Genomic DNA, 24,413 nt, shown 5'->3' with positions numbered 1-24,413 from the left:
CCTAGGATCGAGTTCCCGTCCCCACGGGAACTTCCGTTGTCTGTCCCTGTCTGAACTGGTCCGATGCGTACCTTCCTGCGTCTACCGCTGGCCCTGCTGATCGCCCTTGGCGCGATCACGGGCGTGCATGCGCAGAGCAAGGACACCCGCACCGTGCTGCCGGTCTGGAACAAGGGCAGCGGCAAGGTCGAGGCGCTGCTGTACCTTGAGCCTACCGGCGAACAGGCGGCCGGCGCCCGCTGGCATTTCGGCCGCAACTCGCTGGACGCGGCCTTTGGCCTGTCCTCCGGCGATTCGCTGGGCCTGCTCTGCAACAGCAGCAGCGGCACCAGCATCAGCGGTCTGGCCAGCCATTGCATGCTGGCCAGCCTGGGCGACGAGGATGATCTGAACAGCCGTCGTTTCAGCGGTACCGCCGCGCTGAACCGCGGCAACAGCCGCCTGGGCATCACCGCCGGCACTGGCCGTGAAACCCTGCCCGCCTGGTTGTCGGGCCCGAACAAGACGCCCTCGCTGCGTGCCGAGCAGAACGATCTGACCGTGTTCGCGCAGAAGAACATCGGTCGCGAAGGCTTCGTCTCCATCGCCGGTACCTACGCCAAGGCGCGCCTGGTTCCGCTGGCCGACGCCTCGCCGGCCATCGTCGATCGCTGGGACAGCAAGAGCCTGAGCATCGGCGCCGGTTACGGCAACTTCACCGGCAGCATCATCGGCCGCGTGGTCGACGTCCCGGGCAAGCCCGGCAAGTGGGAAGGCCTGGGCATCGGCCTGACCTGGCGTACCCCGTGGTCCGGCCAGCTCACCGTCGGCGCCGAGAATGTGATCAGCCGCGGCAAGAATCCGTTCTCCCCGCGCAACGAAAGCAACGACGACGGCACCGTGCCGTATGTGCGTTACGAACAGGATCTCTGATCCCGGTAAACATGCTCAGCAACGATATTCCCAAAGGCGCCGAAAGGCGCCTTTTGCATGTGCAAGCCTGCCGCGCACTTGCGTAACCGGTATCGCCGCTGGGCAATGAAACGCTGCGCACCGACATAGTGAGATACATTTCAATCGAAACTTTTTTCATCATTCTGCGTTAACAAACGAGGCAGAGCGCCTTGACCATGCCGGTAAACTATTGAGTGGCATGGGAAAAGCGCATCTTTACCAAAATCACAGGCTTGATTAACACAGCTTTAATTCTTGGCGAACGCCCGTTACTATCGGGTCAGCCTCGCGATTTGGGAGCGCTTTTTCGCTCCCCCGCCGGGCATTAACCCCAGCCAAGATTTCTTGGAGAGAGAGAGCCAATGAAACTCAAGTCCAGCCAGCTGCGTGACGCAGTTGTGATCGCGCTTGTCGCCGGTGCCACCACCGCGACGGCCCACGCCCAGGAAGCCACCAACCTCGACCGCATCGAGGTCACCGGTTCGCGCATCCGTCAGGTCGATACCGAAACCGCCCAGCCCGTTCTGAGCATCAGCCGCGCTTCGATCGAGAAGAGCGGTTTCAAGACGGTCGCCGACGTCCTGCAGAACATCGCCGCAGCCGGCAGCCCGGCCATCAGCCGTTCCGAGCCGCTGTCTTCCGGTGAAGCCGTCGGTGGCTTCTACATCGACCTGCGCAACCTCGGCGCCGAACGCACCCTGGTGCTGGTCGACGGCAAGCGCCTCGGCGCCAGCGTCAGCGGCCTGCAGGACGTGTCGCAGATTCCGTCGGCCATCGTCGAGCGCATCGACGTCCTGAAGGACGGCGCGTCGTCGATCTACGGCTCCGACGCGATCGCCGGTGTGATCAACATCATCACCCGCAAGAACTTCCAGGGCCTGGAAGCCAACGCCTACGTCGGCCAGTACGGCGAAGGCGACGGCCAGAAGACCAGCTACGACTTCGTGGCCGGCTTCACCGGTGACCGCGGTTCGATCACCATCGGCGCCGAGTACGCCGAAGAAAAGGAAGTGTGGGCCAAGGATCGCTGGTTCAGCCGTTATCCGCGCACCACCTTCCACCCGGCCCAGAACTGGAGCCCGGTCAGCCAGTGGGGCACCATCATCGATCCGGATACCGATGACTGGCTGGTGCTGAACCGCGGTGGCGACTACCGCGACGTCAACCAGTACCACGACCAGGACTTCGCCGGCATCACCGGTGACACCAGCAACTCCAATACGCAGATGCACCTGCTGACGCCGACCAAGCGTCGCTCGGTGTTCGCCAACGTCCAGTACGACCTGACCGACAACATCCGCTTCGTCTCCGACCTGCTGTACACCCGTCGTGAGTCGCAGGCCCAGGTCGCAGGCTATCCGTTGCAGTCTGCGTCGTATGAGCGCCTGGGTGCCAAGTGGGATGCCGACAGCTACTACAACCCCTTCGGCAAGGACATGGGCTTCATGCGCCGTGGCTGGGAAGTGCCGCGCCTGTCGACCAACAAGCTGACCACCTTCCGCTTCACCGGCGCCCTGCAGGGCAGCTTCCAGTTCAATGACAAGTACTTCGACTGGGAAGCCGGCTACATCTACCAGAACTCGGAAAACCAGCAGAGCCAGACCGGCAACTACAACGTGCTGGCGGTCAATGCCGCCACCGGCCCGTCGTTCTACAACCCGGCCACCGGCCGCGTCGAGTGCGGCACGGCAGCAGGCCTGGTCGATGGCTCCAACCCGATCTATGGCCCGGGCGCCGGCGGCTGCCTGCCGTGGAACCCGGCCATTCCGTACGGCCGTACCGGTGACGGTGGCCTGACCGGCAACCCGGATCTGCAGCAGTTCCTGTTCCCGACCACCAAGAACACCGGTGAAGTCACCACCAAGACCTACTACGCGAACATCGCCGGCAGCCTGTTCACCCTGCCCGCCGGCGACCTGGGCTTCGCGCTGGGTTACGAGTACCGCGAGGACAAGGGTTCGTACAATCCGGACGCCCTGTCGCAGACCGGCTACTCGACCGACCTGGCCGCCGGCCCGACCGGTGGTGGTTACGACGTCAACGAAGTCTATCTGGAGCTGAATGTTCCGATCCTGGCCGACCTGCCGGGTGCCAAGGAACTGAGCTTCAACGCCGCGACGCGCTACTCGAAGTACAGCACCTTCGGCAACACCACCAACAACAAGTTCGGCCTGAAGTGGAAGCCGATCGACCAGCTGCTGGTGCGTGCGACCTACGCCGAAGGCTTCCGTGCGCCGACCATCGACAATCTGTACGGTGGCAGCTCGCAGACCTTCGCATACTTCACCGATCCGTGCGATACCGACTTCGGTTCGACCGGCCAGCCGGGCGTCGCTGCCCGTTGCGCCGCGGCCATCGGCCCGACCGCCAGCACCTTCCGCCAGCTGCGCCAGGGCTACGTGCCGGCCAGCGGTCCGGATGAGCAGACGCCGGACCCGTTCAACGCCGTCTCCAACCCGAACCTGACTCCGGAAAAGTCCAAGTCCAAGACCGTTGGCCTGGTGTGGAGCCCGACCTTCGCCCAGGGCCTGAACATGAGCCTGGACTGGTGGAACATCAAGATCACCAACACGATCGTCACCGACAGCCCGGATGACCAGCTGAACGACTGCTACGTGCTTGGCATCGCCGAGCGCTGCAACTCGTTCACCCGTGATCCGAACCGTCACAACGTGATCAACCTGACCTACGCACCGCGTAACGCCGGTTACCAGGAAACCGAAGGCTTCGACTTCGACGTGGCGTACCGCTTCGAGACCGACAGCTGGGGTACCTTCAACGCCAACCTGCAGAACAGCTACGTCACCAAGAACGTGCTGAAGACCACCAATGCGCAGCAGGTGCCGGTGTCGATCCTCAACGGCTTCGGCAGCAACTTCCGCCTGCGTTCGAACCTGGTGCTGGGCTGGGAGCGTGGCGACTGGGGCGTGACCTGGGGCACCCGTTACTTCTCCAGCGTCAAGGAGCGTTGCTACTACAGCGACGAGTGCAGCCTGCCGGACTTCGGTTCGCCGGATCCGGTGCGCGACCAGCCGATGAACAAGCGTGGTTCGACCATGTTCCACGACGTCCAGGTTTCCTGGAACGCACCGTGGAATGCGACCATCGCCGTCGGCGCACGTAACGTGTTCGACCACTACGGCCCGCAGATGTACTCGGCACCGAACTCGCAGTTCTCCTACTACGGTGGCTACGACATCGGTCGCTTCATGTACATGCAGTACAAGCAGAAGTTCTGATCGGCACTCTGATCAGCTGATGCAGCAACGGCCCCGCAAGGGGCCGTTGTTCTTTGTGGCGCATGGAAACAGCTGGCCAGCACACAACAAAAAAGGCCGCGGTGTCGCCGCGGCCTTCCTTCGACATCATTCCCGGGCGCTCATCCGTTCGGAATCAGCGTCTCGATCAGATGCTCGACGTACGCTTCGAAATCCTCGCGTGCCTGCTTGGGCTGCTGCAGCTGCAGCGACAACTGCAGGAAGCCGACATAGGCGGCATAGGCCAGGCGCGCGCGATGGCGTGCATCGGTCGAGCTGAGGCCGGCCTGGCGGAACGACGCGACCAGATAATCGAGGCGGCGCTGCGAGACGCGGTCGATCACCGGCCGCACCATCGGATGATCCAGTGCCTTCAGCAGCTCGCTGTAGATGATGTGCGGCTGCACTTCATGCGCCACCATCTGGAACAGCTGGCGCAGGCGCACGCGCGGATCCGGCACGTCTTCCAGGCTGCCGAACACCTGTTCCTGTTCGAACAGTTCCCAGCGCTCCAGCGCCGCTTGCAGCAATGCATCGCGCGAAGGGAAATGCCAGTAGAAACTGCCCTTGGTGACGCCGAGCCGCCGTGCCAGCGGTTCCACCGCGACGGCGCCGACACCTTGTTCAGCAATCAGATCGAGGGCCGCCTGGGCCCAGTCTTCGGCACTCAGGCGGCTGTTGCGGCCGGCGCGCGGTTCGCCGGCGGAAGCGTCAGGTTGATTCATGGGCTGATTTAACCATACGCCGGGGTTCGTTGCAGTACGCGGTTGCGGTCGAAACCGTCGCAGCCTCCCAGGCGAGGTCCATTCAGGGGACTTCCGCAGCGCACCATACCGTGCAGTATTGACTTCCCCCCGAACCGATCCATACTAGCAAGTATGGTTACGTCCCCACCTCCCGCTGCGTTCCATGACCTGCGCCTGGACGCCGCCCATGGCGCTCGCCTGGCCGCCACCGCCAGCGACCATGGCCGGCGCGGCCGGGTGCTGTTCGCGCATGGCTTCGGCCAGACCCGCCACGCCTGGAATGCCACTGCCCGCGCACTGAATGCCGCCGGCCTGCAGACGCTGGCCTACGACGCCCGCGGCCACGGCGATTCGGACTGGAATGCCGCCAACCTGCCCTATCACGGCGAACAGTTCGCCGATGACCTGATCGTGCTGGCCGGCGAGCAGCCGCGCCCGCCGGTACTGGTTGCCGCATCGATGGGCGGGCTGTTCGGCCTGCTGGCCGAGTCGCGCTGGCCCGGCCTGTTCTCGGCGATGGTGCTGGTCGACATCACCCCGCGCTGGGATACCGCCGGCGTCGAGCGCATCCTCGCCTTCATGACCGCCCATCCCGACGGCTTCGCTTCGCTGGCCCAGGCCGCCGACGTGATCTCGGCGTACATGCCGCACCGTCCGCGCAAATCCGAGCAGTCGCTGCGTGCGCTGCTGCGCGAGGACGGCCGCGGCCGCTGGCGCTGGCACTGGGATCCGCGCCTGGTGGCCGAACTGGCCCGCGACAGCGAACAGCACCAGGACGCACTGGCCGAGGCCGCGCGCCAGGTGAAGTGCCCGCTGCTGCTGGTCAGCGGCGGACGCAGCGACCTGGTCACGCCGCAGACCGTGGCCGAGTTCCTGGCGTTGGCGCCGCATGCGCGCCATGTGCAGCTGCCGCAGGCCACCCATATGGTCGCCGGCGATGACAACGACGCCTTTACCGCTACTGTGTTGGACTATCTGGACGTGTTGCCCGCAGCGGACGCTGCGGCTTCGTCCGCCACAAACGAGCACGTCACCGGAGCACGCTCATGAGCATCGTTCTTCCCTTCCTCGCCCTGCTGCTGGCAGGCGCGTTCGTCGCCTACCACCGCATGCGGCTGGTTACCTGGACGCTGATCAGCGTGGCCCTGCTGGCTGCCTGCTGGTTCATTCCCTACGTCAACCAGACCGCCACGATCGTCGCGGCCGCCGTGTTGGCCGTCATCGCCGTGCCGCTGCTGCTGCCGTTCATCCGCAAGCCGCTGCTGACCGGTCCGATGATGAAGGTGTTCCGCAAGGTGCTGCCGCCGCTGTCGCAGACCGAGCGCATCGCACTGGAAACCGGTTCGGTCGGTTTCGAGGGCGAACTGTTCACCGGTGATCCGGACTGGAACATCCTGCTCAACTATCCCAAGCCGCAGCTGACCGCCGAGGAACAGGCCTTCCTCGATGGCCCGGTGGAAGAGCTGTGCGCGATGGTCAACGACTGGGAAATCACCCACGTCCATGCGGACCTGCCGCCGGAACTGTGGGCCTTCATCAAGAAGAACAAGTTCTTCGGCATGATCATCCCGAAGGAATATGGCGGCCTGGGCTTCTCCGCACTGGCCCACCACAAGGTGATCCAGAAGCTGGCGTCGGTGTCTTCGGTGGTCAGCTCCACCGTCGGCGTGCCCAACTCGCTGGGCCCGGGTGAACTGCTGGTGCATTACGGCACCCAGGAACAGAAGGACCAGTACCTGCCGCGCCTGGCCGATGGCCGCGAAGTGCCCTGCTTCGGCCTGACCGGTCCGTTCGCCGGCTCCGACGCCACCTCGATCCCGGACTACGGCATCGTCTGCAAGGGCGAGTGGAACGGCGAGCAGGTGCTCGGCGTCAAGCTCACCTTCGACAAGCGCTACATCACCCTGGCCCCTGTCGCTTCGCTGATCGGCCTGGCGTTCCGCATGTACGACCCGGATGGCCTGATCGGCGATACCCGCGACATCGGCATCACCCTGGGCCTGCTGCCGCGCGACACCGCCGGCGTTGAAATCGGCCGTCGCCACTTCCCGCTGAACTCGACGTTCCAGAACGGCCCCATCCGCGGCAAGGACGTGTTCATTCCGCTGACCCAGCTGATCGGTGGCGCGGCCATGGCCGGCAAGGGCTGGAACATGCTCAACGAGTGCCTGGCCGTGGGCCGCTCGATCACCTTGCCGTCCACCGCCAGTGGTGGTGCCAAGGCCGGTGCCGCGGTGACCGGCGCCTATGCGCGCATCCGCAAGCAGTTCGGCCTGTCGGTCGGCCGCTTCGAGGGCGTGGAAGAAGCGCTGGCCCGCATCGGCGGCAAGGCGTACAAGATCAGTGCGCTGTCGCAGGCCACCGCCGCCGCGGTTGACCGTGGCGACGTGCCGTCGGTGCCGTCGGCGATCGCCAAGTACCACTGCACCACCATGAGCCGCGAAGTGATCTCGGACATGATGGACGTGATCGGCGGCAAGGGCATCATCCTGGGGCCGCGCAACTTCGCTGGCCGCAGCTGGCAGGCCGCGCCGATCGCGATCACCGTGGAAGGCGCCAACATCATGACCCGCAGCCTGCTGATCTTCGGCCAGGGTGCGATCCTCTGCCACCCGTGGGTGCTGAAGGAAATGAAGGCCGCGCAGGATCCGGATACCCGCGCCGGCCTGCAGGACTTCGACCGCAGCCTGTTCGGCCACATCCGCTTCGGCATCTCCAATGCCGTGCGTTCGTTCTGGTTCGGCCTGACCGGCGCGCGCTTCGGTGCCGCCCCGGGCGACGCCTATACCCGCCGCTACTTCCGCAAGCTGGACCGCTACTCGGCCAACCTGGCGCTGATGGCCGACATCTCGATGATGACCCTCGGCGGCAAGCTGAAGTTCAAGGAATCGCTGTCCGGCCGCCTGGGCGATGTGCTGAGCCACGTCTACATGACCAGCGCCATGCTCAAGCGCTACCACGACGAAGGCGCACCGCAGGCCGACCAGCCGCTGCTGGCCTGGGCCTTCCATGACAGCGTGCACAAGATCGAAGAGTCGCTGTCGGCCGCACTGCGCAACTTCCCGATCCGTCCGATCGGCTGGCTGATGTGGGCACTGATCTTCCCGCTGGGCCGTCGTGCCGAGGCTCCGGGCGATCGCCTGAGCCGTCGTGTCGCCGCCCTGCTGATGGCGCCGAATGAAGCCCGCGACCGTCTGGCCAGTGGCGTGTTCCTGACCCCGTGCGAGAACAACCCGGGCGGCCGTATCAACAGCTACCTGAGCAAGGCGATCATGGCCGAGCCGGTGGAGCGCAAGTTCCTGAAGGCGCTGAAGAGCAAGGGCATCGAGGCGCTGGACTTCAAGGCGCAGCTGGACGAAGCCGTGGCCGAGGGCGTGATCACCCAGGATGAGCGCAGCCTGCTGGAAGAGCTGCGCACGCTGACCCTGGACACCATCACCGTGGACGACTTCGACACCCACGAACTGCGCGCGGCCAGCTACTACGACCGCCAGCACAAGGACCCGCATTCGCAGGCAGCCTGATCGCCCGCGACACGCGTTGCTTCGACGGCGGGCCTCGGCCCGCCGTCGCTTTATCCGCCGACCGGAATACCCACCATGTCCACGCCCCTGCTCTCGCTTTACCACCGGCTGCAGCGCTGGCCCGCCGGCACCTGGCTGTTCTCGCGCGCGGTGTGCTTCAAGGCGCCCTACTTCGCCAGCATCGCGCCACGCATCACCCGCCTGGAACACGGCCGCTGCGAAGCCACGCTGGCCGACCGCCGCAGGGTGCGCAACCACATCAGCACGGTGCACGCGATCGCGATGTGCAACCTGGCCGAACTGACCGCCGGGTTGATGGTCGATGCATCGCTGCCGAAGGGCATGCGCTGGATCCCGAAGGGGATGCAGGTGCAGTACCTGGCCAAGGCACGTGGCACGCTGCAGGCGGTGGCGTTGCCGGCACAGCCGATTGTCGTCGCGGCCGAGGGCTATGCGCTGCCGGTGACGGTGAGCGTGCGCGACCGTGCGGGCACGGAGGTGTTCAGCGCGGTGATCGACATGTGGTTGTCGCCGGCGAAGTAGCAACTGTCTTGTCAGGGGCAGCCGAGGGCCACCTCGGCGTCTCGCTTACGGGCGTTGAGGATCACCAGCATTTTGCGCATGACCGCCACGAGCGCCACCTTGCTCGCTTTGCCCTTGGCCTTCAGGCCAGCGTAAAACGCGCGCAGCCTTGGCTCGTACCGGATGGCCGTCAGGGCCGCCATGTAAAGGGCTTCGCGTACCACCGCGCGCCCACCACTGATCCGCCGTTGGCCCTGCCAGGTGCCACTTTCGCGGTTCATCGGGGCCAACCCCACCAGCGATGCTATGGCTTTGCTTCCCAAGCTGCCCAGTTCGGGCAACTCGCAGGCCAGTGTGCTGATCAGGATGGGGCCGACGCCTTTGAGCGCGCCGATATTCTTCCAGCCAGGCTGCCCCTCAAGCTGCTCGGCAATAGCTTTATCCAACTGCTTCAGGTCGTCAGATAGCTGAGCTATATGGCGTTGCTTCATCGCAATCAGATCCGGATCGACCAATCGCCGCAAGCGCTGCATCTCACTGACCCGCATCTGCACCAGTTGCCTGCGGCATTGCGCAAATTCAGCCAGACGCTGCTGCCAAGGAGCAGGCGGTACGTAGCGGGTCAGCGGCAACAAATGGGCCATCTGTGCCAGCACTGTCGCATCGAGCCGATCGGTCTTGGCGGCACGGCCCGTGCCTTGGGCAAATCGCCGTGCACGCGCCGGATTGATTCGTACCATCGGCAGGCCAGCGGCGTGCAATACATCCAGAGCAGCACGCTCGTAACCCCCGCTTGCCTCAAGAACGACCTGCTTGATCGGCCACGTCTTCAGCCACCGAATCAAGCGCACAAAGCCGCGCTTGTCGTTGCTGAATTGGCGAAACTGCTCTCCATGGACGGCCACATCCAGCGTGGCTTTGCTCACATCGATCCCGATCCCAAACATGGCAGAACTCCGCTAGGCTGACAGGGTCGAGAGCTCTCCCCGCTTGCCCAGTCTTATCAGTTCGAGCGCCAACTCAACCAACTGTTCGGGCGGTTCAGGGAGAATCCGGCGTGGGGACCCAAGCTACTTCTCGGTCGCAAGACCTGGATCCACACGGTCGCCCACGCCGGGCTCTCGGCACCCAAGGTGCCAGATTGGCAAGAGATAAGGTCCCCGCGAACGGCGCAGCCCCTCGTGGGTGGACGGTTGATCGCGGAAAGCCCTGGTTAGGCTGGGGACGGTGGGTTCGCGGGGGACGCCGTGAACCCATCCCTGGGGACTTGGCCGCGGCATCCATGCCGCGGACACCCCCGCGAACCCACCGCCCCCAGCCTCGGACGCATCTCTGCGGCGTCCACCCACGCAAGAGAAAAAAGAAGGGCAGAAGCAAAAGCAAAAGCGGCCCACCGGCCGCTTTTTGCTGTTGCTGTTGCTCTTGAACTTCTTTTTCTTCTCCGTGGCTGGCCGCGCCCTGAAACTGTCAGGGGTGTGGCGGGTGGGCCGTTCAGGGGCGTTGGCGCCATGGATGGCGCCATCGAGCTTACATGGACGTACTTGCAGCGTCCCCTGCACGGCCCACCCGCCACCCCCAACACATGACCCGCTCCACGCGACCAACCCACGAGGGGCAGCGCCGTTGGCTGGAAACTACGCCAGCGCGCGAAACACCAACGCCAGGATCGCCGGCACCGCCTGGATCATGAAAATACGGCGGCTCACGCTGTACGCGCCGTAGCACCCCGCCACCACCACGCAGGCCAGCGAGAACGTCACCAGCACCGGCTGATCGATCACCAGCCCCACCACGATGCCTGCCGCCAGGAAGCCGTTGTACAGGCCCTGGTTGGCCGCCAGCACGCGCGTGGCCCCGGCCTTCTCCGGCGTGTTGCGGAAGGTCTTCAGGCCCAGCGGGCGGGTCCACAGGAACATCTCCAGCACCAGGAAATAGACGTGCAGCAGTGCGACCAGCAAGGTCAGGGCGAGTGCGATCCAGTACATGTGCGGTTCCTTGGACAGGGAAGGAGAATGGGGTCAGCGCCCTTTCCCCGCGGGAAAGGGCCCTGACCCCGGCAAATCAACGGTCGCGCGGCAGCTTCTTTTCTTCGCGCAGCACGCCGAACGCAGCCAGGGTCATGAAGCCGGCCACAAGCACGCCGCCGATGAACACCACGTGCGAACCGAACAGGGTCAGTGCCTTGTGGATCCAGGTGAACCCCAGGTCCGCGCCGCGGTACACCACGGTGTCGATCGCCGCGCCGGCCTTGTAGCGCCACTGCCGGTCCACGCGCGTGTAGATGGTCTCGCGCGCCGGCTTGGCCAGTGCGAATTCGCTGGCGCGGGTCATCACCTGCACCACCGCGACCATCAACGGCATCGGCGAGGCTGCCAGCACCGAGAAGCCGATCAGGATCGCGAAACCGGGAATCAGCAGCGCCGGCGCGATGCCGTGGCGCGACAGCAGCCAGCGGGTCAGGCCCACCTGCATCAGCAGCGCCAGCGCGTTCACCGCCAGGTCGATGCGCGAGAAGAACGCGGTACTGGCCGCCGGGTCGGTAAACGCCGCGCGCACGATGCTGGCCTGCTGGTTGTACAGCAGCGTGCCGACGCCCACGCCGAACACCACCATCACCGCCAACCAGCGCAGCAGCGGCTCGCGCACGATCAGTTTCAGGCCGTCCAGCACGCTGCCGCCCATCGGTTGCTCGCCGGACACCAGTTGCTGCTCGCGTTCGCGCAGCACCGCCCAATGCCGCAGCCGCCAGATGCACAACAGGCACACGACCAGGAATGCTGCCGAGACCAGCATCAGGTTGGCGATGCCCACGCGCTGGGCCAGCGCGCTGGTGATCAACGGGCCGAGGAACGCGCCAACGGTGCCGGCCGCACCGATGTAGCCGTAGTAGGCACGCGCCTGTGCGTTGGAGAACACGTCGGCCATGAAGCTCCAGAACACCGCCACCGCGAACAGGTTGAAGACCATCACCCAGAGGAAAAAGGCCATGCCCCGCCCTGGCACGTGACTGTCGAACAGTGCGTAGAACCCCAGCAGGGTGACGATGAAGAAGCCGTACACCATGGGAAGGAACACACGGCGCGGGAAGCGGCTGACCAGCCAGCCGTACACCGGCTGCAGCACCAGCATGATCACGAACACGCAGGAGAACAGGAACTGCAGGACGAAGTCCTTCAACGCGATGCCATGGCTGGCGAACCAGGTGATCAGCACGGGCGGGAACACCGTTTCCAGGTCCGCCGAGGCGGCCATGGCCTCACGCACCGGGCGCAGCACGTAGTAGCCGCTGAGCAGGCAGAAGAAGTACAGGAACGACCACCACAGCGCCGGCGACTCGCGCAGCGCCGCCGCCAGGCCCTGCAGCGGCCCCTTGCCCGATGCAGCGCTCATGCAGCGCCCCTCGCCCACAGACGGCGGTTGGACAGCAGCATGGCAGGCTCCGGGGCGGTGAAGCGCGTACGTTAGCCAATGCACTGCAACATCGCCAGCGTGACGCGCCCTCGCGCCTGCGGACGGACGCGACGACCGGCCTGGACGACACGTTCCGATACACACTTTCGGGGCGTCAAAATTCCAACTTTTTCAACAAGATGCGCATTCATCTTCGCTTTGTTTGTGCACAGGGGAAAAGCGGCGCTAGAATCGCCATCAGCAGTCGCGCACGGGTCCAACCGATGAAAAAGAACAGCCTGCGTCGTCCGATCCGTTCGGCGGCCACCGGTTTGCTGGGCATGTTGATGCCCGTTGCCTTGTCCACCACCGCGCAGACACCGCCGGCGTTGCCGCCGATGCCGACCAACATCGAATCCGCGACGGCTGCCACCGTCGCCCACACCCAGCCTGCGGCCTACCGCACCGGTCTGGTGCCGCGCGTCCAGGCGCCGGCGGCTGGCTTCAACGTCGCCAACATCGAATCGATGGCGCAGCAGCTGACCTATGGCGAGCGCGTGCCAGGCATGGCGGTGGCGATCGTGCAGGGCGGCCGCATTCTCAGCGCGCGTGGCTATGGCGTCACCGACGTCAACAACCCGCTGCCGGTCGATGCGCACACCGTGTTCCGCCTGGCCTCGCTGTCCAAGGCGTTCGCCGGCACCATGGCCGGCCTGCTGGTCAACGACGGCACGCTGCGCTGGGACAGCAAGGTCACCGACTACGTGCCGGGCTTCCGCCTCAATTCGCCCGAAGCCACCGACCGCCTGACCGTGGCCGACGTGCTCAGCCATCGCGTCGGCCTGCCGTACAACGCCTACGACCGCGACATCGAAGGCAACGCCGAGTACTACGCGCTGACCCAGAAGCTGGCCAACACCAGCCTGAAATGCCTGCCGGGCGACTGCTACGCCTACCAGAATGTGGCCTTCAGCCTGATCGGCGACGTTGTCTATGCGGCCTCGGGCAGCTTCTACGAGCAGTCGGTCGAGCGCCGCATCTTCAAGCCGCTGGGCATGAATGATGCCAGCCTCGGTCTGGCCGGCATCCAGGCCAGCTCGCGCTGGGCGCGTCCGCACGTGCGCAGCCGCAACGGCTGGGTCTCGCTGACGCCCAAGCCCACCTATTACCGCGTCGCTCCGGCGGCTGGCGTCAACGCCAGCGCCAGCGACATGGCACAGTGGCTGCTGGCCCACACCGGACATCGCCCCGACGTGCTGCCGGCACCGCTGCTGGCCACCCTGCATTCAAGCCTGATCAACACGCCGGGCGAGATGCGTTCGGGCTGGCGCCGTGAGCGCCTGCACTCGGCGGGCTACGCATTGGGTTGGCGTACCTTCGACTACGCCGGCCACGACGTGGTGTTCCATGCAGGTGCCGTGCAGGGCTATCGCGGCCTGGTCGCGCTGGTGCCGGAACGTGACCTCGGCATCGCCATCCTCTGGAATGGCGAAAGCGGCCTGCCCAGCGGCCTGCTGCCGACCGTGCTCGACTCGGCTCTTGGCCTGCCGGCGCAGCGCTGGCTGGACGTGGACACCGACTTCGGCAGCGACAACCTGATGGCCGAGGGCGCAAGCCCGGCGCAGCAGGACAAGCGCAAGGGCAAGGGCGCCTCGGGCAACCGCGCGGTGGCTTCGCCGCGCTGACCAGGCGGGCTCGACCGTGTGTGCGAAGGGCGGCCCATCGGTCGCCCTTTTTGTTGGCCGTTGCAGCGTCGAGCCCATGCTCGGCTCTGCAGTTCCGCAGCGCTAGTGCGCGAAGTAGTGCATGCCGCCGTCCACTGGAATCACCGCACCGGTGATGTAACCCGCCAGCGGCGAGGCCAGGAACGCCACCAGCGGCGCCACTTCCTCCGGTTCACCAAAGCGTCCGATCGGGATGTTGCGGGCAATGAACGCGCGTCTGCTTTCCTCGGTGGGGTGCAGGCGGTCCAGGATCTGCGCGCTGTTGATGCGCCCCGGTGCAATCGCGTTCACCGTGATGCCCTGCCCCGCCACCTCCGACGACAGGCCCTTGCTCCACAGGTGCAATGCCACCTTCGCCGCGGTGGCCGCGTTCACCGCGCGCGGTTCCATCGAACCGCTGAAGTTGATCACCCGTCCCCATGCCTGCGCCTGCATGCCGGGCAACAGCGCCTGGGTCAGCCGTCGTGCGGCGGAGAAGTTCAGGGCGATCGCTTCCTCCCAGATATCGTCATCGGCATCGACCGTCGTCGGCCGGGAACCGCCTGCGGCATTGACCAGGATGTCGACACGCTGCAATGCCTCACGGGATGCGTCCGCGATGTACCGGAGGTCGCCGGCAACTGTGACATCGCCGGCCACGATGACCGGTGCGGCGCCGCCTTCGGCTTCGATCCGCGCCGCCAGCGCCTGCAGCGGTGCCCGCTGCCGCGACGTGATGGCAATGCGCACGCCCTGAGCCGCCAGCTGCCTGGCGACGGCGGCACCGATGCCGCTGGCCGCGCCCGTCACCAACGCGGTACGGCCAGCAAGGTTCAAGTCCATGGTGTTCTCCTGTCAGCGTGGCCGGCGAATCCGGTCCGTGCACGACATGCTGTTTGATCACCCCTGATTGATAAACTCCACGCAGGTTTCAGCATTCAACACCCGGGGTGTCAGATGAACCTGCTGGAGAGCATGCAGGTCTACGTGCTGATCGTGGACAAGGGCAGCCTCAGTGCGGCAGCCGCGGCGATGGATATCTCGGCAACGATGGCCGGCAAGCACCTGCGCGCATTGGAAGCCCGGCTGGGCATGCAGCTGTTGAGCCGTACCACCCGGCGCCAGCACATGACACCGTTCGGCGAGGACTACTACGCGCGCTGCAAGGAGATCCTGCGCCTGGTGGAGGAAACCGACGCGCAGGCGCAGCACCAGCAGCTCTCACCGGCGGGCACGCTGCGCATCAGCGCACCGGTGATCTTCGGTACACACGCGCTGGTACCGGCGCTGGCCGAGTACATGGCCCGTCATCCGGATGTCCGGGTCGAAGCCACGCTGACCGATCGTGTGGTCGACCTGGCCGAAGAGGGCTTCGAGGCGGCACTGCGCATCGGCACGCTGGCCGACAGCAGCGTGCTGGTGGCACGAGCACTGGCCCCCTATCGCTTGATGATGTGCGCCTCGCCGGCGTATCTGGCCACGCATGGCACGCCACGCAGCGTGCACGCACTTGCCGGCCATCAATGCCTGTCGTTCGAACCGAGTGCGCTTGCGCAGTGGCTGCAGGACGACGCTGGCGAGCTCGACCACGTGCCCGACGGCCGACTGCAGATCAACAATGGCGAAGCGCTGCGTTCGGCGGCGCTGCATGGCCTTGGCATCGTCCTGCAATCGACGCTGCTGCTGGCCGCCGATGTCGAGGCGGGGCGTCTGGTGCAGCTGTTCCCGGAATACGGTCAGGCCGGTCGGCCGATGCACGTGGTCTATGCGCACGACCGTTACCACTCCACCCGCCTGCGCAGCTTCCTCGACTTCCTGATGGAGCGCTTTCCAGCGGCGCCGCACGGCTAGCGCCGACCGTCAGGAAAGCGGTCGAGCCTGGCTCGACTCGACGCTACAAGTGGCCCATAAAAAAACCCCCTCCCCGCTGGGCAGCCAGGGAAGGGGGTTTCAGGATGCGGCTATCGGGAAGTACTTAGATCAGCGGCGCCGGGGTTGCCGGCAGAGCGACCGGAGCGGCCTTCTTCTTGCGGGCGGCCGGCTTGCGCTTGGCAACCTTCTTCGCTGCCTTCTTCGGGGCAGCCTTCTTGGTGGCCTTCTTCGCGGTCTTCTTCACTGCCTTCTTGGCGGTCTTCTTGACGGCCTTCTTGGCAGTGGCCTTCTTCGCGACCTTCTTGGCCGGCTTGCGGGCCGCGGCCTTCTTGGCAGTCTTCTTGGTGGCCTTCTTGGCAACCTTCTTGGTGGCCTTCTTGGCTACCTTCTTGGCAGCGGACTTCTTGGCTACCTTCTTCGCCGCCTTCTTCACTGCCTTCTTCGCAGTGGTCTTCTTGGCGACCTTCTTCGCAGCCTTCTTCACTGCCTTCTTGGCGGTTGCCTTCTTCGCGACCTTCTTCACTGCCTTCTTGGCAGCGGCCTTCTTCGCGACCTTCTTCACCGCTTTCTTGGCGGCGGGCTTCTTCTTCGCAGCTTTCTTGGTTGCCATGGGATGGCTCCTCGTCAGTGATAGGGAGTTGAAACGCCCAGTTGGATCAAACCCGCGGATGCTGCGTGCGGGGACCGCCGGCGCGTCAGGCGCGCCGTTACGGATGCGGCAATGCCCGCCTCGATCGGCGGAGCGGGCATCGGAACGGGAGTTGCCTTGCATTTCTCCGGGGGAAGCGGGGCCATGTCCACCGTCATCAGGGTCGCGGTGGTCTTGAAGGGGCTGCTTCGCATCGGACGATTGATTCTGCGCACTCGGTTGGGCAGGCAAGGTCTGCTGAGGCGAAACCTAATCACGGTTTTTTTTACTGTCAACAACCCCCGCGAAAAATTTTCACATCCGCGCCTTCCCGGGCGCCGCCGGCGCCACCACTCTGCACGGCCTGCAACGACGGTGGAAGCGGCGCGCACGCACGTTGCCTGCATCGATGCCAATGCAGGCGTTGATCAAAAAACACTTGAAATAAGCACTCCGCGTAGACAGGCGCAGGCAAGGCACAACGGCGTACGCGCATCGTCGGTGGTCACCGGCACCGCCGCCAACGCCAGCACAACGGCGCCGCAACGGGGGCCGAAAAGTTTTCACATTCGAACGCTTCGGCGCGGGGCTGAAACGCGGATTTGCGCAAAACTGCGCACGCCCATCGGCACCGTTCGCCTGTCGGCTGATGCCACGCCGAGGGTGCACAGCGAACCCCGCGTCATGAGTCCGACGCGGTCGCCAAAACAAAAACGGCCACCCGAAGGTGGCCGTTCCAGAATCCGGAAACGACGACTCAGTGGTCGTCGTTCTCCAGGGCTTCGGCGTACGCGTCCGGGTCCAGCAGCTCGTTGACCTCTTCGGCGTTGGTCAGTTCGATCACGAACATCCAGCCTTCGCCGTAGGCATCTTCGTTGATGGTTTCCGGCTTGTCGGACAGGGCCGAGTTGACCTCGACGACCTTGCCGCTGATCGGGCTGTAGACGTCCGAGGCGGCCTTCACCGACTCGACGACGGCGATCTGTTCGCCGGCCTTGGCGTCGGCGCCGACTTCCGGCAGTTCGACGTAGACCAGGTCACCCAGCAGGCCCTGGGCGTGGTCGGAAATACCGACGGTGACGCGGCCATTGCCTTCGACACGGGCCCACTCATGGGACTTGAGGAACTTGAGGTCGCCGGGGATCTCGCTCATGGGACTGCTCCAGAGATATGCAGGGGTGGAAAAAACGGGGCTAGTGTAACCAACCGGCCGCCACTGCTGTCAGTGACGACCGGCACGTTCGGATCAGGCGTCGGCGAGCACGCCGGGCTGGGCCTGGCCTTCGCGCACGAACGGGAACTTGACCACGCGCACCGGCACCTGCCGGCCGCGGATGTCGACGGTGACCTCGCCGAGTTCACCGGCCGGCACGCGGGCGAAGGCGATGCCCTTGGCCAGGGTCGGCGAGAAGGTGCCGGACAGGATCTCGCCCTGGCCGCCAGCGGTGGTCACCGCCTGGCCGTGGCGCAGCACGCCCTTCTCGTCCATCACCAGGCCGATCATCTGGCGCGCGGTGCCGGCGGCCTTCTGCGCCTCCAGCACGTCGCGGCCGATGAAGTCGCGGCCTTCGTCCAGCGACACGGTCCAGGCCAGTGCCGCTTCATACGGGCTGATCTCTTCGTCCATGTCCTGGCCGTACAGGTTCATGCCGGCCTCCAGGCGCAGGGTGTCGCGCGCACCGAGGCCGGCCGGCTTCACGCCTGCCGCCAGCAGGCGGTTCCAGAAGGCGACCACGGCATCCTGCGGCAGCAGGATCTCGAAACCGTCTTCACCGGTGTAGCCGGTGCGGGCGACAAACAACTCGACGCTGTCGTCGGACTGCGCCTGCAGGGCGGCGAAGCGGCCCAGCTTGGTCAGTGCTGCACGGTCGGCTTCGCGGGCCAGGCCGATCACGATGTCGCGCGCCTGCGGGCCCTGCACGGCGAGGATGGCCAGGTCCGGGCGCTGCTCGACGGAAACACCGAACGGTGCCGCCTGCTCACGCAGCCAGGCCAGGTCCTTTTCGCGGGTGGAGGCATTGACCACCATGCGGAAGAAATCGTCGCCCAGGTAGTAGACGATCAGGTCGTCGATGACGCCGCCGCGCGGATTCAGCATGCACGAGTACAGGGCCTTGCCGGTCACCTTCAGTTTGTCGATCGAATTGGCCAGCAGGCGGCGCAGGAACGGCTTGACCTGGTCACCGCGCAGGTCGACCACGGTCATGTGACTGACGTCGAACACGCCGGCTTCGCGACGCACCAGGTGGTGTTCGTCCAGCTGCGAGCCGTAGTGGATGGGCATGTCCCAACCCCCGAAATCGACCATCTTGGCGCCAAGGGCGCGGTGGGTATCGTTGAGCAGCGTCTTCTGGGTCATGACCGGTCCGGCAGCAGAGGAAACAGGAATTCCCATTATCCCAGATCGGTCGCCCGCAGGCGTGCCGCAGCGCAGCGGTTCGTGGAAGCGGAAGCGCGGCCCGCCTTGCCCTTTCCCTTTCGGGCAAGGCAATGGCTGCGCTCCCCGCAACCGCCTGTTACAGGCGCACCCGCCCACGCAGGATGTCGACGAACATCACCCAGTCACCCATGAATGAATACAGCGGATGCCGGAAGGTGGCCGGGCGATTCTTCTCGAAGAAGAAGTGGCCGACCCAGGCGAATCCATAACCGCAGAACAGCGCGGCCAGCAGGAGCGTCGGCTGGCCGCGCAACACGGCAGCCGCAGCCAGCAGCAGCACCCCGCAGCTGCCGATGAAATGCAGGCGCCGCGAGACCGGGTGGCGGTGCTCGCTGAGATAGAACGGATAGAACTCGCGGAAGCTGGCGAAGCGGGACATGCGCGTGCTCCGGGGGTCGTGGTCACTGCCATCATGCGCCTTACCGGGATGCAGCGCTGCGCGCTTGCGGGGCATGGCCCGGCGGCCGTTGTAGAGCCGAGCCATGCTCGGCTGCTTCTCCGGGGAGCAGTCGAGCAAGCTTGGCGCTACAAAGGCCAAGGCAGCCGAGCATGGCTCGGCTCTACAAAAGGGTGGGCGCGGTCGAGCCTGGCTCGACGCTACACCGGGGGTGTGCGCGGACCGAACATGATCACCGCCATGCCGGCCAGGCACAGGGCTGCACCGAACAGGTCCCAGCGGCTGGGGCGGATGCCGTCGACCAGCCACAACCAGAACAGCGCGGTGCCGATGTACACGCCACCGTAGGCGGCATAGACCCGTCCACTGGCAGTCGGGTGCAGAGTCAGCAGCCAGGCGAACAGGGCCAGGCTGGCCGCGGCCGGCAGCAGCAACCAGACGCTGCCTCCCTTGCGCAGCCACAACCATGGCAGGTAACAGCCGACGATCTCGGCTAGCGCGGTCAGCAGGAACAGGCCAAGCGTCTTCACGCTTTTTCTGCTGCCTTGGCGTGCTGCCACAGCGCTTCCTGCGCATCCAGGTCCAGTGCCGCCAACGCCTCCCCCTGCGCCTCGGCCTGCGCTTCCATCGCGCGGAAGCGCCGCTCGAACTTGTGGTTGGCCCCGCGCAGTGCGGCGCCCAGATCGATATCGGCGTGCCGGGCCAGGTTGGCGCAGACGAACAGCAGGTCGCCCAGTTCTTCCTGCAGGCGCGCCTTGTTGCCCGCGATATCGCCGCGCTCGAATTCCTCGCGCAGCTCCTGCAGCTCCTCGGCCGCCTTGTCCAGCACAGGCAGCGGGCCCGGCCAGTCGAAACCGACCCTGGCCGCGCGCGACTGGAGCTTCACGGCGCGCTGCCATTCCGGCAGGCCACGCGAGATACCGGCCAGTGCGGAGGTGTCCTGCTCGCCCTTGGCGGCACGCTCGGCGCGCTTGATCGCGTCCCAGTTGCGCATCACTCCGTCGGCATCGTCGACGCTGACATCGGCAAACACATGCGGGTGACGGCGCTGCATCTTGTCGCTGATCGCACGTGCGACATCGGCGAAGGCAAATGCCCCCTGCTCCTCGGCCATGCGTGCGTGGAACACCACCTGCAGCAGCAGGTCGCCGAGCTCGTCGCAGAGATCGTCGAGGTCGCCGCGGTCGATCGCATCGGCCACCTCGTAGGCTTCCTCGATGGTGTACGGGGCAATGGTCGAGAAGTCCTGCTCCAGGTCCCATGGGCAACCTCCCTGCGGGTCGCGCAGGCGCGCCATGATGACCAGCAGGCGTTCCAGTTGATGGCTTGCCTCGCTGCCGGTGGCAGGGGTGTCGTGCGCGCTCATGCGGCCTCCAGGTTCAGTCGGACAACCAGTCGCGCCACGGCAGGCTGGTATCACCAAGGGCAATGAAATCGCCGTTCAACAGCGTTTCGCGGCGGTTGTAACGGAACGGCTTGCCGGTCGCGGCCGACAGCACCGCGCCACCCGCCGCATGCAGCACGCACTGGCCGGCGGCGGTATCCCATTCAGAGGTCGGGCCGAGCCGCGGATAGACATCCAGGCCGCCTTCGGCGATCCGGCAGAATTTCAGCGACGATCCCTGCGCGATGGTCTCGATGCGGCCCATGCGCGCCAGCAGCGCCTCGGTTTCCGGCGAACGGTGCGATCGGCTGGCGGCGACGCGCAGCGGAGCAGTGGCCGGCGTGCGGGTGCGCAGCACGGTGTCGTGCAGACCCTGCCGCCGATAGGCCAGTTCCCCGCGCATGGCATGCCAGACAATGCCGGTGACCGGCGCCAGCACCACGCCGAATGCCGGTGCGCCCTGGTAGATCAAGGCAATGTTGACGCTGAACTCACCGTTGCGCTTGACGAACTCGCGGGTGCCGTCGAGCGGGTCCACCAGCCAGTAGGCGCCCCAGTGGCGGCGCTGCTCCCAGCCCACCTGCGCCGATTCCTCGGACAGGATCGGCAGGTCCGGGGTCAGCTGGCGCAGGCCCAGTTCAATGACCTGGTTGGCGGCCAGGTCAGCTGCGGTGACCGGGCTGTTGTCGTCCTTGATCTGCACGTCGAAGCCATCGGCATACACCTGCATGATGGCCTGTCCGGCTTCCTGGGCGATGGCGATGGCGGTCTCGCGCAGGTCCGTCGTCAGCTTGATCATCGCGTTCCCTGCAGCCACTGGCGGGCAATGAACAGCGCCGCCAGCGAGCGTCCCTCTGAGAAGTCCTCGCGCAGCATCAGCTGGTCCAGTTCGGCCAGCTTCCACGGCACCACTTCCAGCTCCTCCGGCTCGTCGCCGGCCAGTTTTTCCGGGTACAGGTCGCGCGCCACCACCAGCCACGACTGGTGGCTCATGTAGGTCGGGGCCAGGGTCATCGCGCGCAGCACGTCGACCCGGCGCGCACCATAACCGGCCTCTTCCTTCAGTTCGCGGTCGGCCGCCTGCTCGGGCGTCTCGCCGGCATCGATCCGGCCCTTCACCAGCCCCAGTTCGTAACGGTGCATGCCAGCGGCGTATTCACGTACCAGCAGCACGGTTTCGTCGTCGAGCATCGGCACCACCACCACCGCACCGTGCCCACGGCTGACCAGGCGCTCGAAGCGGCGGCGTTCGCCGTTGGAGAACTCCAGGTCCAGGTGCTGGCGCTGGAAGGGGCCGTTCTCCTCATCGGTGATCCGATGGATGATCGGCAAGCGACGGCCGGCACGGTCATCGTTCATGCGGAATCTCCGCGGCGACCGGCGGCTGCGCCGGGGCCGATAGAATGTGCAGGCAGCAACATGTTCATGAGCCCGAAATGCTAGCAGACCCAACCCCCTCCCCGCTGGCCCGCCACTGGCGGCAGCGCGACCTGCAGGTGCTGTGGCACCCGTGCACGCAGATGCGTGAGCATCCGGACACCCTGCCGCTGGTACCGATTGCCCGTGGCGAAGGCGCATGGCTGATCGACCACGACGGCAACCGCTATCTGGACGCGGTCAGCAGCTGGTGGACCAATCTGTTCGGTCATGCCGAACCGCGCATCGGTGGTGCCATCGCTGCCCAGGCCGGGCAGCTGGAACAGGTGATGCTCGCCGGTTTCGGCCACGAGCCGGCGATCACCCTGGCCGAACGCCTGCTGGCACTGGCGCCACGCCAGGCCGGCCGCGAACCGCTGGCCAAGGTGTTCTACGCCGACAACGGATCCGCCGGCGTGGAAGTGGCGCTGAAGATGGCCTTCCAGTACTTCCAGAACCGCGGAGAGCCCCGGCGCACGCGCTTCATCGCGCTCGAGAACGGCTACCACGGCGAAACCCTGGGCGCGCTGGCGCTGGGTGACATTCCGCTGTACCGCCGCGTCTATGCGCCGCTGCTGGCCGAGGGCCTGTTCGCGCCGTCGCCCGATGCCTACCTGGCCGAACCGGGCCAGAGCGCGGCCGATCGCGCACGGCAGGCGGCCGATGGCCTGGCCACGCTGTTCGACCAGCACCCGGGCGAGGTCTGCGCGGTGATCCTGGAACCGCGCCTGCAGTGTGCCGGCGGCATGCGCATGCATGACCCGGTCTACCTGCAGCGCGTGCGCGAACTGTGCGATGCCCATGGCGCGTTCATGATCGCCGACGAGATCGCCACCGGCTTCGGCCGCACCGGCACCCTGTTCGCCTGCGAGCAGGCCGGGGTGATGCCGGACCTGATGTGCCTGTCCAAGGGCCTGACCGGCGGCTTCCTGCCACTGGCCGCCGTACTGGCGACGCAGGCGCTGTATGACGCCTTCCTCGACGACTCGCGCGAGCGCGCCTTCCTGCATTCGCACAGTTACACCGGCAACCCGCTGGCCTGCGCCGCGGCGCTGGCGACGCTGGACATCTTCCGCGACGACGATGTGATCGCGCGCAACCGGGGCATCGCCTCGGTGATGGGCACGCTGGCGGCACCGTTTGCCGACCACCCGCACGTGGCCGACGTGCGCCAGGCCGGCATGGTGGTGGCGTTCGAGCTGTCGCGCGACGGCAACAAGCGCACGCCGTTCGACCCGGGTCTGCGGCTGGGCCTGCAGGCCTACAAGGCCGCCCTCAAGCGCGGCGTGGTGCTGCGCCCGCTGGGCGACGTGCTGTACTGGATGCCACCCTACTGCGTGGACGACGAACAACTGGAGCTGCTGGCGCACACCACGCTTGCGGCCATCGACGAGGCGATTGCATGCGCGTGACCCGCTGCCCCATCGACCTGGCGCTGCACAGCGGCCAGACCGTGACCCTGCCGGAAGAGACCGCCAACCACCTGGTGCGGGTGATGCGCCTGCGCGAAGGCGATACCTGCGTGCTGTTCAACGGCGATGGCCACGACTACAGCGCGACGCTGACCGTGGCCGGCAAGCGCGAGGTGCAGGTCCGCATCGACGCCGTGCAGGCCATCGACAATGAGTCCCCGCTGGCGATCACCCTGCTGCAGGGCATCGCCCGTGGCGAGAAGATGGACCTGATCCTGCAGAAGGCCACCGAGCTGGGCGTGGCCGCGATCATTCCGGTCAACGCCGAGCGCACCGAGGTGAAGCTGGACGCGGCACGGGCCGAGAAGCGCGTGGCGCACTGGAACAACGTGGTGACCTCGGCCTGCGGCCAGTCCGGGCGCGCGCGCATTCCGCCGGTAGGTTCGCCGCTGTCGCTGGCGCAGGCTGCGGCGGCGCTGCCAGCCGATTCGCTGCGGCTGACCCTGGATCCGCAGGGAGCACATCGCCTGTCGACGCTGGAAGCCGCTCCCGCTGGCGGCATCGTGATTGCAATCGGCCCGGAAGGCGGCTGGTCGCCACGCGACCGCGATCAACTGGCCGCAGCAGGATTCCAGGGGCTGCAACTGGGGCCGCGGATCCTGCGCACGGAAACGGCCGGACTGGCCGCGATCGCGGCGTTGCAGGCGCGCTTGGGCGATCTGGGGTAAGGCTGATTCGTGGTAGTGCCGGCCGCTGGCCGGCATCCACGGGATCATGGGGCTGCCGGCC

Annotated in this window: 22 protein-coding genes; 9 read left to right on the top strand and 13 right to left on the bottom strand. The window is 66.0% G+C overall.

Features of this window, described 5'->3' with window-relative positions:
* The first annotated feature begins 63 nt into the window (after window positions 1-63).
* Together VG566_RS16780 and VG566_RS16775 are read left to right on the top strand one after the other, a co-directional pair.
* Entirely contained in the window at window positions 64-912 is an 849-nt protein-coding gene (locus VG566_RS16780; RefSeq protein ID WP_014648071.1) for a hypothetical protein, read from the top strand.
* A gap of 383 nt (window positions 913-1,295) precedes the next feature.
* Window positions 1,296-4,172, top strand: a complete 2,877-nt coding sequence (locus tag VG566_RS16775) for a TonB-dependent receptor plug domain-containing protein (protein WP_014648072.1) — start codon at window positions 1,296-1,298, stop codon at window positions 4,170-4,172.
* A 140-nt stretch (window positions 4,173-4,312) separates the two neighbouring features.
* On the opposite strand, the gene VG566_RS16770 is transcribed toward VG566_RS16775, so the two are convergent.
* Window positions 4,313-4,915, bottom strand: coding sequence for a TetR/AcrR family transcriptional regulator (locus tag VG566_RS16770; RefSeq protein ID WP_005418411.1), 603 nt, complete (start codon window positions 4,913-4,915; stop codon window positions 4,313-4,315).
* 153 nt (window positions 4,916-5,068) lie between these two features.
* On the opposite strand from VG566_RS16770, the gene VG566_RS16765 reads away from it, so the two are divergent.
* From VG566_RS16765 to VG566_RS16755, 3 genes are all read left to right on the top strand, one after another.
* Window positions 5,069-5,986, top strand: a complete 918-nt coding sequence (locus VG566_RS16765; RefSeq protein ID WP_014648073.1) for an alpha/beta fold hydrolase — start codon at window positions 5,069-5,071, stop codon at window positions 5,984-5,986.
* On the top strand, window positions 5,983-8,460 hold the full coding sequence (locus VG566_RS16760; RefSeq protein ID WP_049408155.1) for an acyl-CoA dehydrogenase: 2,478 nt from the start codon (window positions 5,983-5,985) through the stop codon (window positions 8,458-8,460). The genes VG566_RS16765 and VG566_RS16760 overlap by 4 nt, the downstream gene beginning before the upstream one ends.
* A 75-nt stretch (window positions 8,461-8,535) precedes the next feature.
* Complete coding sequence (locus VG566_RS16755) at window positions 8,536-9,003, top strand: hotdog fold domain-containing protein (protein WP_241884289.1); 468 nt, start codon at window positions 8,536-8,538, stop codon at window positions 9,001-9,003.
* Between the two features lie 11 nt (window positions 9,004-9,014).
* Here VG566_RS16755 and VG566_RS16750 read toward each other — a convergent pair whose 3' ends face one another.
* From VG566_RS16750 to VG566_RS16740, 3 genes are all read right to left on the bottom strand, one after another.
* The gene (locus VG566_RS16750) at window positions 9,015-9,929 is read right to left on the bottom strand and encodes an IS110-like element ISStma6 family transposase (protein ID WP_005407612.1); all 915 of its coding nucleotides are present in this window, start codon (window positions 9,927-9,929) and stop codon (window positions 9,015-9,017) included.
* Between the two features lie 687 nt (window positions 9,930-10,616).
* Window positions 10,617-10,967 carry a DUF1304 domain-containing protein gene (locus VG566_RS16745; protein ID WP_014648076.1) on the bottom strand — a complete coding sequence of 117 codons (351 nt, stop codon included), beginning with the start codon at window positions 10,965-10,967 and terminating at the stop codon, window positions 10,617-10,619.
* A 76-nt stretch (window positions 10,968-11,043) separates the two neighbouring features.
* Window positions 11,044-12,372: an NTP/NDP exchange transporter gene (locus VG566_RS16740; protein ID WP_032960854.1), complete on the bottom strand. Its 1,329-nt coding sequence runs from the start codon at window positions 12,370-12,372 to the stop codon at window positions 11,044-11,046.
* 284 nt (window positions 12,373-12,656) lie between these two features.
* On the opposite strand from VG566_RS16740, the gene VG566_RS16735 reads away from it, so the two are divergent.
* Window positions 12,657-14,057 carry a serine hydrolase domain-containing protein gene (locus VG566_RS16735; RefSeq protein WP_032960851.1) on the top strand — a complete coding sequence of 467 codons (1,401 nt, stop codon included), beginning with the start codon at window positions 12,657-12,659 and terminating at the stop codon, window positions 14,055-14,057.
* Between the two features lie 102 nt (window positions 14,058-14,159).
* Here the strand turns inward: VG566_RS16735 and VG566_RS16730 are convergent, their stop codons facing one another.
* Window positions 14,160-14,918, bottom strand: a complete 759-nt coding sequence (locus VG566_RS16730; RefSeq protein WP_241884288.1) for an SDR family oxidoreductase — start codon at window positions 14,916-14,918, stop codon at window positions 14,160-14,162.
* Between the two features lie 114 nt (window positions 14,919-15,032).
* Here VG566_RS16730 and VG566_RS16725 point away from each other — a divergent pair, with 114 nt between their 5' ends.
* On the top strand, window positions 15,033-15,926 hold the full coding sequence (locus VG566_RS16725; protein WP_069116273.1) for a LysR family transcriptional regulator: 894 nt from the start codon (window positions 15,033-15,035) through the stop codon (window positions 15,924-15,926).
* A gap of 124 nt (window positions 15,927-16,050) precedes the next feature.
* Here the strand turns inward: VG566_RS16725 and VG566_RS16720 are convergent, their stop codons facing one another.
* From VG566_RS16720 to nudE, 8 genes are all read right to left on the bottom strand, one after another.
* Window positions 16,051-16,557 carry a hypothetical protein gene (locus VG566_RS16720; protein WP_049405613.1) on the bottom strand — a complete coding sequence of 169 codons (507 nt, stop codon included), beginning with the start codon at window positions 16,555-16,557 and terminating at the stop codon, window positions 16,051-16,053.
* Between the two features lie 775 nt (window positions 16,558-17,332).
* Window positions 17,333-17,728, bottom strand: a complete 396-nt coding sequence (gene gcvH / locus VG566_RS16715) for a glycine cleavage system protein GcvH (RefSeq protein ID WP_014648082.1) — start codon at window positions 17,726-17,728, stop codon at window positions 17,333-17,335.
* Between the two features lie 93 nt (window positions 17,729-17,821).
* The gene (gene gcvT, locus VG566_RS16710; RefSeq protein ID WP_032959101.1) at window positions 17,822-18,934 is read right to left on the bottom strand and encodes a glycine cleavage system aminomethyltransferase GcvT; all 1,113 of its coding nucleotides are present in this window, start codon (window positions 18,932-18,934) and stop codon (window positions 17,822-17,824) included.
* Between the two features lie 157 nt (window positions 18,935-19,091).
* Window positions 19,092-19,394 carry a DUF962 domain-containing protein gene (locus tag VG566_RS16705; RefSeq protein WP_014648084.1) on the bottom strand — a complete coding sequence of 101 codons (303 nt, stop codon included), beginning with the start codon at window positions 19,392-19,394 and terminating at the stop codon, window positions 19,092-19,094.
* Between the two features lie 218 nt (window positions 19,395-19,612).
* Window positions 19,613-19,942 (bottom strand): YnfA family protein, encoded by a 330-nt coding sequence (locus VG566_RS16700; RefSeq protein ID WP_014648085.1) that lies wholly within the window; start codon window positions 19,940-19,942, stop codon window positions 19,613-19,615.
* Window positions 19,939-20,778 (bottom strand): nucleoside triphosphate pyrophosphohydrolase, encoded by an 840-nt coding sequence (gene mazG, locus VG566_RS16695; protein ID WP_014648086.1) that lies wholly within the window; start codon window positions 20,776-20,778, stop codon window positions 19,939-19,941. The genes VG566_RS16700 and mazG overlap by 4 nt, the downstream gene beginning before the upstream one ends.
* Window positions 20,779-20,791: 13 nt before the next feature.
* On the bottom strand, window positions 20,792-21,595 hold the full coding sequence (gene cysQ, locus VG566_RS16690) for a 3'(2'),5'-bisphosphate nucleotidase CysQ (RefSeq protein WP_014038179.1): 804 nt from the start codon (window positions 21,593-21,595) through the stop codon (window positions 20,792-20,794).
* Window positions 21,592-22,155: an ADP compounds hydrolase NudE gene (gene nudE / locus VG566_RS16685; RefSeq protein WP_005418435.1), complete on the bottom strand. Its 564-nt coding sequence runs from the start codon at window positions 22,153-22,155 to the stop codon at window positions 21,592-21,594. The genes cysQ and nudE overlap by 4 nt, the downstream gene beginning before the upstream one ends.
* A gap of 77 nt (window positions 22,156-22,232) precedes the next feature.
* Between nudE and bioA the strand changes: the two genes are divergently transcribed.
* On the top strand, window positions 22,233-23,624 hold the full coding sequence (gene bioA, locus VG566_RS16680; RefSeq protein WP_032959099.1) for an adenosylmethionine--8-amino-7-oxononanoate transaminase: 1,392 nt from the start codon (window positions 22,233-22,235) through the stop codon (window positions 23,622-23,624).
* Window positions 23,615-24,352 carry a 16S rRNA (uracil(1498)-N(3))-methyltransferase gene (locus VG566_RS16675; protein WP_032959098.1) on the top strand — a complete coding sequence of 246 codons (738 nt, stop codon included), beginning with the start codon at window positions 23,615-23,617 and terminating at the stop codon, window positions 24,350-24,352. The genes bioA and VG566_RS16675 overlap by 10 nt, the downstream gene beginning before the upstream one ends.
* The last annotated feature ends 61 nt before the right edge of the window (window positions 24,353-24,413 follow it).

This window comes from Stenotrophomonas sp. CASM114, assembly GCF_049384325.1.
In the GTDB taxonomy this organism is placed as follows: domain Bacteria; phylum Pseudomonadota; class Gammaproteobacteria; order Xanthomonadales; family Xanthomonadaceae; genus Stenotrophomonas; species Stenotrophomonas muris.
This window is presented reverse-complemented; position numbering and strand designations above follow the sequence as displayed.